Source organism: Streptomyces capillispiralis (assembly GCF_007829875.1).
GTDB lineage: Bacteria > Actinomycetota > Actinomycetes > Streptomycetales > Streptomycetaceae > Streptomyces > Streptomyces capillispiralis.
Window position 1 is genome coordinate 2,400,420 of the sequence record NZ_VIWV01000001.1, and the last position, 12,781, is coordinate 2,413,200.

Genomic DNA, 12,781 nt, shown 5'->3' on the forward strand with positions numbered 1-12,781 from the left:
CCGTCGGGCGTACGGAGGTGAGCTACGCGGCGAGCCTCGCCAGGGCCGCGTCGATCCTGGCCAGCGTCTGCTCCTTGCCCAGGACCTCCAGGGACTCGAAGAGCGGCAGGCCGACCGTGCGGCCGGTGACGGCGACGCGGACCGGGGCCTGGGCCTTGCCGAGCTTGAGGCCGTGGGCCTCGCCGGCGGCCAGGACGGCCTCCTTCAGCGACTCGGGGGACGTCCAGTCCGCCGTGTCGAGCTTCTCGCGGGCCGTGCGCAGCAGGGCGTCGGAGCCCTCCTTCATGGCCTTGGTCCAGGACGCCTCGTCGAAGACCGGCTCCGGCAGGAACAGGAAGTCGACGTTGTCCGTGATCTCGGAGAGGACCTTCAGGCGGGTCTGCGCGTGCGGGGCGATGGCCTGCCACTTGGCCTGGTCGAAGGCCTCCGGGGCCCAGGGCGCGAAGGGGGCCTTGAGCCAGGGCGCGCAGCGCTCCGTGAAGTCCTTCACGTCGAGCATCCGGATGTGGTCGCCGTTGATCGCCTCGCACTTCTTGAGGTCGAAGCGGGCCGGGTTCGGCTGCACGTCCGCGATGTCGAAGGCGGCGACCATCTCCTCGACCGAGAAGACGTCCTGGTCGGCGGAGAGCGACCAGCCGAGCAGGGAGAGGTAGTTGAGCAGGCCCTCGGGCAGGAAGCCGCGCTCGCGGTAGAGGTTGAGCGAGGACTGCGGGTCGCGCTTGGAGAGCTTCTTGTTGCCCTCGCCCATGACGTACGGCAGGTGGCCGAAGGCCGGGATGCCCTTGGCGATGCCCAGCTCGATCAGCGCCTTGTAGAGGGCGATCTGCCGCGGGGTGGAGGAGAGCAGGTCCTCGCCGCGCAGGACGTGGGTGATCTCCATCAGGGCGTCGTCGACCGGGTTGACCAGGGTGTAGAGCGGGGCGCCGTTGGCGCGGACGATGCCGTAGTCCGGGACGTTCTCCGAGGTGAAGGTCAGCTCGCCGCGGACCAGGTCGGTGAAGGTGATCGTCTCGTCGGGCATCCGGAAGCGGACGATCGGCTCGCGGCCCTGGGCCTGGTACTCCTCGATCTGTGCGTCGGTCAGCTCGCGGCAGTGGCCGTCGTACCCGGAGGGCTTGCCGGCGGCGCGGGCGGCCTCGCGGCGGCTGTCCAGCTCCTCCTGGGAGCAGTAGCAGTGGTAGGCGTGGCCGGCGTCGAGGAGCTTGCGCGCGACGTCCTTGTAGAGGTCCATGCGCTGCGACTGGCGGTACGGCGCGTGCGGGCCGCCGACCTCGGGGCCCTCGTCCCAGTCGAAGCCGAGCCAGCGCATCGAGTCGAGCAGCTGGGCGTAGGACTCCTCGGAGTCGCGGGCCGCGTCGGTGTCCTCGATGCGGAAGACGAGGGTGCCCTGGTGGTGCTTGGCGAACGCCCAGTTGAACAGGGCGGTGCGGACCAGGCCCACATGGGGGTTACCGGTGGGCGACGGGCAGAAACGGACGCGTGGGGGCACCCCCTGTCCGAGCGTGGTCGAGGACGTGGGGGAGGGAGTGCCGGGTGCGCTAGCCACGCTTGACAACCTTGTTGGTGAGAGTGCCGATGCCTTCGATGGTGACGGCGACCTCGTCGCCGACGTTGAGGGGGCCGACCCCAGCCGGGGTGCCCGTGAGGACGACGTCGCCGGGGAGCAGGGTCATGGCCTCGGTGATGTTGACGATCAGGTCCTCGATGGAGTGGATCATCTCGCTCGTGCGGCCGAGCTGGCGCTGGGCGCCGTTGACCGTGAGCTGGACGGTGAGGTCGCCCGCGGTGGCGAGGTCGAGGTCCGTCTCCACCCAGGGGCCGAGCGGGCAGGAGGTGTCGAAGCCCTTGGCCCGGGCCCACTGCTTCTCGCGCTTCTGGACGTCGCGCGCGGTGATGTCGTTGGCGCAGGTGTAGCCGAAGATCACGTCCTTGACGCGGTCGCGCGGGACCTCGCGGCACATCCGGCCGATCACCACGGCCAGCTCGGCCTCGTGGTGCACCTCCTGGGAGAAGGAGGGGTACTGGATGTCGTCGCCGGGGCCGATCACCGAGGTGGGGGGCTTGAAGAAGGCGAACGGGGCGTCGGGCACCTCGTTGCCGAGTTCCTTGGCGTGGTCGGCGTAGTTGCGGCCGAAGGCCACCACCTTGTTGGGCAGGACCGGGGGCAGCAGCCTGACCTTGCTCACCGGGACCTTGGTGCCGGAGAGCTCGAAGTCCGCGAACGGGATGCCCTTGATGATGTCCAGGACGAGTTCGTCCTGCTTCTCGCCCTCGACCGCGCCGAAGGCGACGTTCCCGTCGATGGAGAATCTGGCGATGCGCACGGGCTGCTGGTCCCCTGACTTGAGCGGCTGGAGTCTGACGCTCCAGGCTAACGCGGAAGGGGGTCCCCGCCTCGCGCATGACCCGGGGGGCAGGCCGCCTCGCGTACGGCCGCCGGCGGGGCAGCAATTCCGCCGTCCACGCACGAGGGGCGCCCCCGTGGCCGTGGGGGCGCCCCTCGTGGATGTGCGGTGGTCCTGAGCGTTTCGCGGCCGGTGCGCGTATGAACCGCTGTTACCGCTGTTGTTGCCGCTACCGCTGTTGTTGCTGTGACCGCTGTTACTGCGCGGCGCCGGCCGTGGCCGGGAGTTCCATGAGGATGGTGCGCCGGGGGTTGGCGGTCTGAGCCGGGAGGTCGACGGGGTGCTCCTGCTGGACCGGCGTCTGCAGTTCCGCGGCGCCGTCGAGGTGGGCGAGCGTGGTGCGCCGGGGGTTGGCGATCTTGTGGAACATCGTCGTCGTCTTCACTGTTTACTTGACCCTGTCCTGTTCGCGGGCGCCCGGAGGGGGGTCGGTGACCCCGGGCGGGCGCGGGTTGTCAGTTCTGCCGTCCCTGTAAAGCGTCAGGCTAAACATGCGATTCCCGGCCGACCGCGCCCGAAGACCGCCCTTCACGTGTGAGTTTGCTCACGCATCGACGGATAAACAGGGCATTTCACACCGACCCACCAGTCGGTGGAATCGGACATTGACCCCCTGAACCAATCATTCCGCTCCTGATCATGTCGACTGGGACACCGGACCCGCCCTGTCGAATCGACGGCATACGCCCGTTATGCACCGGATCTCTTTCTACCAGCGGTGATTCGCCACTCACGGCGTGTCACGTATCTCACGGGTAAGCCCATGGGCCTTGTTGGAGATCCGGCACTGTGCTGGAATTCCACGGACCGCCGCAGGATCGAGCCGGCGCACAGGGGGCGCACCGACGCGCCGAGTGGCGGGTGAGAAGGGGGAACCAGCGCCGGTCACTCACGACCACCACGGGGGCGTATTCAGGGCGCCCCTACGACGCCGACACCGTGCCTCGCCGTTCACGCGGAGGGGTGCCTGGTCCAGAGGTTGCGACGCTAGTGCAGGGACGTTTCAAGAGGGATGGCAGCGCTTCGGCGGAGCCGGAGCCGCACGGCGGGACTGGCCCCAAGGCCGTCAGCTCCTCGCCCCAGCACGCCCAGAACCAGGGACCGACCGCTCCCGGCAACGGCGGCGAACGCCCTGGCGGCGGCGCGTCCGCTGCGAGCCCGGCACCGGCCGCCCCGAAGGGCCCGACCGGCCCCGGACCGCGCGTGGCCCTGCGCAACTGGCGCATCTCGACCCGTCTGGTGTCGCTGCTCGCCCTCCCGGTGGTCGCGGCCACCTCGCTGGGCGCCCTGCGTATCAACCAGTCGATGGACGACATCCAGCAGCTCGACAACATGAAGCTGCTGACGGACATGACCAAGCAGGCCACCGAACTGGCGGCCGCGCTCCAGGAGGAGCGCGACCAGTCGGCCGGCCCGCTGGCGCACGGCGGCAAGGCCACCGACTTCTCGGTCAAGGGCTACCGCGACAAGACCGACCGCGCGATGGGCAACTTCCTCGACAGCTCCGAGGACATCGATGCCGCGAGCAAGGACGGCAACCTCAAGGGCGTCCGCGACAACCTGGTGCAGCTCGCCGGCGACCTGGGCGACCTCGCCAAGATCCGCAACACGGCCTTCGCGTCCGAGCGGAACTCCACGCAGACCGTCGAGGGCTACCACCGCCTGATCGAGAAGCTGGTCGAGCTCTCGCAGGACATGGCCGAGGCGACCAGCAACCCCGACATGATCCAGCGCACGCGTGCCCTGGCGTCCTTCTCCTCCGCCAAGGAGTACGCGTCGATCCAGCGCGCGGTGCTCGCCGCCGCCCTCCCCGCCAGCAACACCACCACCGGTGACCTCTCCGAGAACGACCGGCTCTACGCCGAGTCGGCGCTGGCGAGCCAGAAGTCCGAGATCCGCAGCTTCAAGAGCATCTACGGCGACGTCGCCGCCACCGAGCTGCTGCTGCCGATCGAGGACGGCAACAGCACGATCAAGGCGACCGACGAGTACGCCGGGCGTGCGCTGGCCTCGGAGTTCGGCCTCAGGTCGGTCGGCAAGCGGTCCTACCGCGACTGGCTGGACGACAGCTCCACCAAGCTCCAGCAGATGAAGAACATCGAGCACACCCTGCTCGAGGAGATGGAACAGAAGGCCCGTGAGCTGCGCAGCGCCACCGAGCGCGACGCGATCATCTCCGGTGCGCTGATCCTGATCGTGCTCGGTGTGTCGCTGGTCGGCGCCTTCGTGGTGGCCCGCTCCATGATCCGCTCGCTGCGCCGCCTCGAGGAGACCGCGACCAAGGTCGCCCAGGAGCGGCTGCCCGAGCTGGTCAAGCAGCTGTCCGAGTCCGACCCGCAGGACGTCGACACGTCCGTGGAGTCGGTCGGTGTGCACTCCCGGGACGAGATCGGCCGGGTGGCCGCGGCCTTCGACGACGTGCACCGCGAGGCGGTCCGCCTCGCCGCCGAGCAGGCCCTGCTGCGGGGCAACGTCAACGCGATGTTCACCAACCTCTCGCGCCGCTCCCAGGGTCTGATCCAGCGCCAGCTGTCGCTGATCTCCGAACTGGAGTCCCGCGAGGCCGACCCGGACCAGCTGTCCTCCCTGTTCAAGCTGGACCACCTCGCCACGCGTATGCGCCGTAACGGTGAGAACCTGCTGGTCCTCGCGGGTGAGGAGCCCGGCCGCCGGTGGACCCGCCCGGTCCCGCTGGTCGACGTGCTGCGTGCCGCCGCGTCCGAGGTGGAGCAGTACGAGCGCATCGAGCTGGCCTCGGTGCCGACCACCGAAGTGGCCGGCCGGGTCGTCAACGACCTCGTGCACCTGCTCGCCGAGCTGCTGGAGAACGCGACCTCGTTCTCCTCCCCGCAGACCAAGGTCAAGGTCACCGGTCACGCGCTGCCCGACGGCCGGGTGCTGATCGAGATCCACGACACCGGTATCGGACTGTCGCCGGAGGACCTGGCGGCGATCAACGAGCGGCTCGCCTCGCCGCCCACCGTGGACGTCTCCGTCTCCCGCCGCATGGGTCTGTTCGTGGTCGGCCGGCTGTCGCAGCGCCACGGCATCCGCATCCAGCTCCGCCCGTCCGACTCCGGTGGTACGACCGCGCTGGTCATGCTGCCCGTCGACGTCGCCCAGGGCGGCAAGAAGCCGCAGGGCAAGCCGGGCCAGGCGGGTCCGGGCGGTGGCGGCCCGGCCGCCGCGCAGGCGGCCGCGGGTGCCGCCGCCGCACGGCGTGCCGCAGGTCCCGGCCAGTCCGGTGGCGGTGCGCTCGGTGCCGGTGCGCCCGGCGGCGGTCTGCTCGGTACCGGTCAGGGCCCGCGGGCCGCGCTGCCCGGACGGGACGGCACCGGCCGGCCGGGTGCGCGGGGACCGCAGGGTCCGTCGGGCAACCAGACCCCCTCGCTGTTCGACCAGGGCGCTCCCTCCGGTCCGCCGCAGGGCCGTCCGGCCCCCGCCGGCGCGGGTTCCGGCTTCGGCGCCCAGGCGCCCGGTGCCCCGCAGGGGCTCCAGGCCGCGGGTCCGGGCGGGGCGCAGGACCAGGACGTCTTCGGTGGCGGCCGGGGTCAGGTGCCGCCGCAGCGGGGCAGCCACAAGCGCGAGCGCGGACGCCGTCCGCAGCTCCCGCCGCGCGGCGGTGCCCGCCCCGAACTGCCCGGCGGCGACCAGCAGCAGCCGCGCGTGCCCAGCTGGAGCGACGAGAACGCCCAGCCGCCGGTGCCGCGCGCCTCGCTGGACACCCCGCGCGGGCACGAGGAGCCGGACGTCTCCCGGACGGCCGCCATGCCCCGGTTCGACGACCGGCAGGGCCCCGGTTCGACGGCGGAGATCCCCCGCTTCGACGAGAGCCGGAACACCGGCCCGGCCTCCTACGACGCCTTCGGCACCGACGCCCCGCAGCAGACCGGCCAGTACGCCCAGCCGGGTGCGCACGGCGGCCAGGACACCGGCCAGTACGCGCAGCCCGGTCAGAACGGCGTCCAGAACACGAACCAGTTCGTCCGCGGTGACATCTTCGGTCCCCCGCAGAGCCGGCCGGGCGGGCAGAACCCGTCCGCCACGGGCCAGTTCCCCGCTCCGCAGGGCTACGACAACGGCTCCACGGGCCGGCACTCCCTCCCGGAGCGCGCGAACCCCGCGGACCCGGCGGTCACCGGCCAGTTCGAGCGTCCGCAGGCGAACGGCGCGTCCGACTTCGGCGCCCCGCGTCCGCCGGCCCCGCAGCAGCGGCCGGTCCGCCAGGACCCGGGCAACGGCGGTGCCGCGCGGCGGCCCGACGAGGGGCGGGGCGCGTCCGACGCCTGGGCGCTGCCGCCGGCCTCCGGTCCGGGCGACGGGCGTACGCCGCTGTACGACACGCTGGAGACCAACTGGTTCCGCGGTCAGGAGCAGGGCAACGGCTCGGCTCCGGCACCGCAGCAGCCGCAACAGCAGCAGCCGCAGGGCCCCACCGGTCCGCAGCGGTCCGCCTCCACCACCTGGCGCAGTTCGCCCAACGACGAACTGGTCCGGCAGGCCGAACGCGTACGGCAGCCGGCCGCGGGCGGCGTCACCACCTCCGGCCTGCCGCGCCGGGTGCCCAGGGCGAACCTCGTCCCGGGTACGGCTCAGCAGCAATCGCAACAGAGCGGTCCTCAGGTCTCACGTGCTCCCGATGACGTGCGCGGCCGGCTGACCAATCTCCGTCGGGGTATCGCACAGGGTCGTCAGGCCGGTACCACCCAGACCGGCAGCTTCCCGAACCCCACTCACCAGCAGGAGCGTTAGTTGAGCCCGATGAGCCAGGCGGCACAGAACCTCAACTGGTTGATCACCAACTTCGTGGACAACACCCCCGGGGTGTCCCACACCGTCGTCGTGTCCGCCGACGGTCTCCTCCTGGCGCTCTCCGAGGGCTTCCCGCGCGACCGCGCGGACCAGCTCGCGGCCGTCGCCTCGGGACTGACCTCCCTGACGGCCGGCGCCTCCCGGATCTTCGAAGGCGGCAACGTCGCCCAGACGGTCGTGGAGATGGAACGAGGGTTCCTGTTCCTCATGTCCGTGTCCGACGGTTCGTCCCTGGCGGTTCTCGCGCATCCCGAGTGCGACATCGGCCTCGTCGGCTACGAAATGGCGCTGCTGGTCGACCGCGCGGGGGCGGTCCTCACCCCGGACCTGCGCGCTGAACTCCAAGGAAGTCTGCTCCACTGATCGGCCCCGGCACCACCCGTCACACCAAATCACCGTCCGGCCGCCACATTCCCCCCACCGGCCCCGTCAGACGGCTTGACTGACCGACTTGCTGTCCCGCCCGGAGGATCCATGACCCCGCCCACCGCCTCTCATGATCCGTACGCGGAGCCGTACGAGGACGAGGGCGACCAGCCACTGGTCCGTCCCTATGCGATGACCGGTGGCCGGACCAGGCCGCGCTATCAGCTGGCCATCGAGGCACTGATCAGTACGACGGCCGACCCGGCAGCGCTCATGGGGCTCCTCCCGGAGCACCAGCGCATCTGCCACCTGTGCCGTGAGGTGAAGTCGGTCGCCGAGGTATCGGCACTGCTCAACATGCCCCTGGGTGTAGCCCGCATCCTGGTGGCCGACCTGGCGGAGGCGGGACTCGTCGCCGTGCACCAGCCGGGCGGCGACGAGACGACCGGCGCCCCCGATGTGACACTGCTCGAAAGGGTGCTCAGTGGACTTCGCAAGCTCTAGCGGCGGGACGGTCTCCGACAGCCGTGCCACCACGTCCGCGAAGATCGTGGTGGCGGGCGGCTTCGGCGTGGGCAAGACCACGTTCGTCGGCGCCGTCTCGGAGATCAACCCGCTGCGCACGGAGGCCGTCATGACGTCCGCCTCGGCGGGCATCGACGACCTCACCCACACCGGGGACAAGACCACCACCACGGTGGCCATGGACTTCGGCCGCATCACCCTGGACCAGGACCTGATCCTGTACCTGTTCGGCACCCCCGGCCAGGACCGCTTCTGGTTCATGTGGGACGACCTGGTCCGCGGCGCCATCGGCGCCGTCGTCCTCGTCGACACCCGCCGTCTCGCCGACTGCTTCCCGGCGGTCGACTACTTCGAGAACAGCGGACTGCCGTTCGTGGTGGCCCTCAACGGCTTCGACGGCCAGCAGCCGTACAACCCGGAGGAGGTGCGCGAGGCGCTGCAGATCGGACCGGACACCCCGATCATCACCACCGACGCCCGGCACCGCGCGGATGCGAAGAGTGCGCTGATCACCCTGGTCGAGCATGCTCTGATGGCGCGCCTGCGGTAGAGCCACATTCGGAGCGCGATACGGCGGTTGTCGTAGACGTACTGGAGCCGGCCGTGTCCTTGGACACGGCCGGTCCCGGTGTTCATAACGTTTCGGCAGAGGAATCGGGTGATACCGACACGCGACGCGGTCGAGCGGTGCCGCTGCGCGTACGAACGGCTCGCCTTTTGGCGGAGCTCGTTCTTTATGACCGTTTTATCTGGGGCTTACATCACTCGGAATCCTCCCCTTCCACTGTTTGGAAGAGCGCTGGTCGGCATGCTGGAATGCCTGAACTGCCCATTGGTCAAAGACGTACTCATTGGTCGATGACACATCGGGCACTGAGACACAGCGGCACGACGAAGGTGCCGACCGCCGAGAGGTTGTTGGTCGAGTGAGGCGAAGCAAGAGCAGTCCCGAGCCGTCGGCCCGGGGCAACTTCACGCCGCCGCCGCGCACAGCGGCGCCCGCGCCCGTGCCCGGTCCCGAACCTACGGCCGCGCCCGCATCCGGCGGAGGACGCCTGTCCCCGCGCAACTGGCGTGTGGCGACGAGACTGAACGCGATCCTGCTCATACCCGTGCTGGTCGGTCTCGTTATGGGCGGCTTCCAGGTGAAGAGCTCGATCGGCACCTGGCAGGAGGCCGAGGACGCGGAGAACACCGCGCGTCTGGTCCAGGCCTCCCTCATCTACGCCAACGCCCTCTACTACGAGCGCGACATCACCGCGGCCCCGCTGCTGCAGGGCAAGGGCCAGGACGACCCGACCGTCACCAAGGCGCGCGCCGCGACCGACGAGGCCGCCGACGGCTTCGACGAGGCCGCCCGCAGCATGCCGGACAAGCCCGGCCTCGAACGCCGTCTCAAGCTGTTCCGCGAGGCCGAGCCCCAGCTGAGCGGGCTGCGCGCCGCCGCGTACACCTCCAAGCTCAAGGGCGTGAAGACGGAGGAGGGCTACGTCGCCGTCGCCCACCCCCTGATGGAGTTCGCCAACGAGCTCGGCCTCGGCACCGGCAACATCACCAGCTACGGACGCACGGTCTACGCGATCTCGCTCACCAAGGCCGCGCTGTCGCTGCAACGCTCCATCGGCATGCACATGCTGGTCAAGCCCGGCCCCACCGACAGCCAGCTCGCCAGCCAGCGCGTCGCCCTCACCTCCTACGCCTACCTCGAGGGCATCGCCGTCGAGGAGTACCTCGGCGGTGGCACCGAGGCAGACGCCGCCAAGCTGGAACGGACCAAGGAGAACATCCTGGCCGAGGGCGCGGCCATGGCCAAGGAGGCCAAGCAGCGGGACCCGGACTACGTTCCGCCGCCCGCCAAGCCGGAGACGATGATCTCCGAGCTGGGCCGCCTGCCCTCCACGGATCCGGCCGCGCGCGCCGAACTCGCCGGTCAGGGCATCACCCCCGCCAACTGGTGGGCGGTGAACACCCTCAAGTTCGACGGCTACCGCCAGATCGAGTCGGACCTCGCCGACTCCGCGGTGAGCGAGGCCGCCCAGATCGCCGACGACGCCCAGCGCGACGCGTTCATCACCGGTGCCGCCGTGGTGATCGCGCTGCTGGCCGCGTTCATCCTGGCCGGCATGGTGGCCCGCCAGATGAGCCGCTCCATGCGCCAGCTGCGCAACGCCGCCTTCGGCATCGCCGAGCAGCGGCTGCCGATGCTGGTCGACCAGCTCTCCCGCACCGACCCCGGCCGGGTGGACACCAAGGTCGCGCCGATCCCGATCTCCTCCACCGACGAGATCGGCGAGGTCGCCCGCGCCTTCGACCAGGTCCACCGCGAGGCCGTGCGGCTCGCCGCCGAGCAGGCGCTGCTGCGGGGCAACATCAACGCGATCTTCACCAACCTGTCGCGCCGCAACCAGTCGCTGATCGAGGGCCAGCTGACCCTGATCACCGACCTGGAGAACAACGAGGCCGACCCGGACCAGCTGGAGAACCTCTTCCGCCTGGACCACCTGGCCACCCGTATGCGCCGCAACGGCGAGAACCTCCTGGTCCTCGCCGGCGAGGAGCCCGGCCGCCGCTGGGACCAGCCGGTCCCGCTGGTCGACGTGCTGCGCGCCGCCTCCTCCGAGGTGGAGCAGTACGAGCGCATCGAGCTGTCCGGCGTCCCCGAGGCCGAGATCCACGGCCGCGCGGTGACCGACCTCGTGCATCTGCTCGCCGAGCTGCTGGAGAACGCCACCACGTTCTCCTCCCCGCAGACCAAGGTCCGCGTCACCGCGACCCGTCTCCCCGACGGCCGCGTGATGATCGAGATCCACGACAAGGGCATAGGCCTGACCGCCGAGGACTTCGCGGACATCAACCACAAGCTGGCCAACCCGCCGACCGTCGACGCCGCGATCTCGCAGCGCATGGGCCTGTTCGTGGTCGGCCGGCTGTCCGACCGGCACGGCATCCGGGTCCAGCTGCGCCCCTCGGGCGAGCAGGCCGGCACCACCTCGCTGGTCATGCTGCCGGACGCGATCACCCACGGTGGCGGCGGCGAGCAGGCGGACCGCACCGAGTTCACGGTGTCGCAGATCATCCCGGAGCAGAACTTCCAGGGTGAGAACTTCGGCCAGCAGCCGCTGCGCACCGCCGCTGAGCTGGGCTTCGACGACACCCGCTACACCGAGGTCCCCGACGACATCCGCGAGCTGGACCCCGTCGGCCGTTCCCTGATGCGCGAGGAGCGCAGGGCCGCCCTGGAGGCACAGGCCCAGCCCGAGCCGGGCACCGCCAACACCCAGGAGAACCCCGAGGCGCCCGCCTACCCCGACGGGTTCGCCGCCCCGCAGGGGTACGACAACGGCCAGGGCTACCCCGAGGGCCAGGGCTTCGACGGCGGTTACCAGGACCAGCAGACCGGCGGGTACGACCAGCAGGCGTACGCCAACGGGCAGCAGACGCCGTACGAGGAGCAGCAGCAGCCGTCGTACGGCGAGGGCTACTACGCGCCGAACGGTGTGCTCCCGCAGAACGAGACCTTCTCGCCGAACGCCGGCTACCCGGAGGCCCCCTACGCGGAGCCGGTCCAGGACGACCGCGCGGCGGCGGGTGCCGCCGACGCCTTCCCGTCCTTCGCCGAGCGCCGCCGTGACGACGACTGGCCGCAGCAGGACGGTTACCACAACGGCTACCCGGCCCAGTACCCTGCTCAGACGCCGGAACCGGAATCCGCGCAGGCCGCTGACGTACGTGAGCAGGACAGCGTAGGCTTCGACCGTCCGGGGCCGGTTCCTTCCGAGGTCCACGACCTGACCGAGGCGGGGCTCCCCCGCCGCGGATCCACCGCGGGCGGTGCGAACGGCACGGCCGGTGCACAGCGCGTGAGCCAGGAGCCGCCGGCCTCCGCTCCGGAGAGCGGTGACGGCGACAACGCCTGGCGTTCGGCGAACGACGAGCGCTGGCAGCAGGCATCGCAGCTCCGGAAGCCCAAGGCGGGCGGAGTGACCTCCTCCGGTCTGCCGCGGCGGGTCCCCAAGGCCAACCTGGTCCAGGGAGCCGCCGAAACCACCCCTCAGGGAGGCCCCCAGGTCTCCCGCGCCCCGGAGGACGTCCGGGGCAGGCTGAGCAACCTGCGCCGCGGTGTCCAACGGGGCCGCAGCGCGGGCAGTGAAACGAACGGCCAGGGCTTCGGTCCTGACAGCACCTACAACCAGGAGCGTTAGTGTGAGCCCGATGAGCCAGGCGGCACAGAACCTGAACTGGTTGATCACCAACTTCGTGGACAACACCCCGGGGGTGTCCCACACGGTGGTGGTCTCCGCCGACGGACTCCTTCTGGCGATGTCCGAAGGCTTCCCCCGTGACCGCGCCGACCAGCTCGCGGCCGTCGCATCCGGCCTGACGTCCTTGACGGCAGGCGCGTCCCGGATCTTCGAGGGTGGCAGCGTGAACCAGACGGTTGTGGAGATGGAGCGGGGATTCCTGTTCATCATGTCCATTTCCGACGGTTCGTCACTCGCGGTTCTCGCACATCCGGAGGCGGACATCGGCCTCATTGGGTACGAGATGGCGCTTCTGGTGGACCGTGCCGGTACGGTCCTGACCCCGGATCTTCGGGCGGAGCTCCAGGGCAGCCTTCTCAACTAAAGGACGGACGGTGCATTTTGGCGTCCCGTGGCCGTAAGGTTTCGGGA

Annotated in this window: 9 protein-coding genes; 6 read left to right on the plus strand and 3 right to left on the minus strand. The window is 70.4% G+C overall.

Annotation, left to right across the window (positions count from 1 at the left end; genetic code table 11):
• Positions 1 to 22 precede the first annotated feature (22 nt).
• The 3 genes from gltX to FHX78_RS09760 form a co-directional block, all read right to left on the minus strand.
• Positions 23 to 1,546, minus strand: a complete 1,524-nt coding sequence (gene gltX, locus FHX78_RS09750) for a glutamate--tRNA ligase (protein WP_373313121.1) — start codon at positions 1,544 to 1,546, stop codon at positions 23 to 25.
• Positions 1,539 to 2,324: a fumarylacetoacetate hydrolase family protein gene (locus FHX78_RS09755; RefSeq protein ID WP_145867053.1), complete on the minus strand. Its 786-nt coding sequence runs from the start codon at positions 2,322 to 2,324 to the stop codon at positions 1,539 to 1,541. Before FHX78_RS09755 ends, gltX begins: the two co-directional genes overlap by 8 nt.
• Before the next feature lie 277 nt (positions 2,325 to 2,601).
• A complete protein-coding gene (locus FHX78_RS09760) occupies positions 2,602 to 2,790 on the minus strand; it encodes a hypothetical protein (RefSeq protein ID WP_167531727.1) in 189 nt (62 codons plus the stop codon).
• Between the two features lie 605 nt (positions 2,791 to 3,395).
• Here FHX78_RS09760 and FHX78_RS09765 point away from each other — a divergent pair.
• The 6 genes from FHX78_RS09765 to FHX78_RS09790 all read left to right on the plus strand — a co-directional run bounded on the left by FHX78_RS09765 (position 3,396) and on the right by FHX78_RS09790 (position 12,734).
• Positions 3,396 to 7,157 (plus strand): sensor histidine kinase, encoded by a 3,762-nt coding sequence (locus FHX78_RS09765; protein ID WP_145867054.1) that lies wholly within the window; start codon positions 3,396 to 3,398, stop codon positions 7,155 to 7,157.
• Positions 7,158 to 7,166: 9 nt separating this feature from the next.
• Positions 7,167 to 7,580: a roadblock/LC7 domain-containing protein gene (locus FHX78_RS09770; RefSeq protein WP_004983056.1), complete on the plus strand. Its 414-nt coding sequence runs from the start codon at positions 7,167 to 7,169 to the stop codon at positions 7,578 to 7,580.
• A 111-nt stretch (positions 7,581 to 7,691) separates the two neighbouring features.
• Positions 7,692 to 8,087, plus strand: coding sequence for a DUF742 domain-containing protein (locus FHX78_RS09775; RefSeq protein WP_004924977.1), 396 nt, complete (start codon positions 7,692 to 7,694; stop codon positions 8,085 to 8,087).
• Positions 8,068 to 8,658: a GTP-binding protein gene (locus FHX78_RS09780; RefSeq protein WP_145867055.1), complete on the plus strand. Its 591-nt coding sequence runs from the start codon at positions 8,068 to 8,070 to the stop codon at positions 8,656 to 8,658. Before FHX78_RS09775 ends, FHX78_RS09780 begins: the two co-directional genes overlap by 20 nt.
• Before the next feature lie 376 nt (positions 8,659 to 9,034).
• Entirely contained in the window at positions 9,035 to 12,310 is a 3,276-nt protein-coding gene (locus FHX78_RS09785) for a sensor histidine kinase (RefSeq protein WP_167531728.1), read from the plus strand.
• Positions 12,311 to 12,320: 10 nt separating this feature from the next.
• Entirely contained in the window at positions 12,321 to 12,734 is a 414-nt protein-coding gene (locus FHX78_RS09790; protein WP_004983065.1) for a roadblock/LC7 domain-containing protein, read from the plus strand.
• Positions 12,735 to 12,781 lie beyond the last annotated feature (47 nt).

Excerpts from the sequence above, each read along its gene's own strand:
- FHX78_RS09770 (WP_004983056.1), top strand. The coding sequence starts at position 7,167 with ATGAGCCAGGCGGCACAGAACCTCAACTGGTTGATCACCAACTTCGTG.
- FHX78_RS09775 (WP_004924977.1), top strand. The coding sequence starts at position 7,692 with ATGACCCCGCCCACCGCCTCTCATGATCCGTACGCGGAGCCGTACGAG.
- FHX78_RS09790 (WP_004983065.1), top strand. The coding sequence starts at position 12,321 with ATGAGCCAGGCGGCACAGAACCTGAACTGGTTGATCACCAACTTCGTG.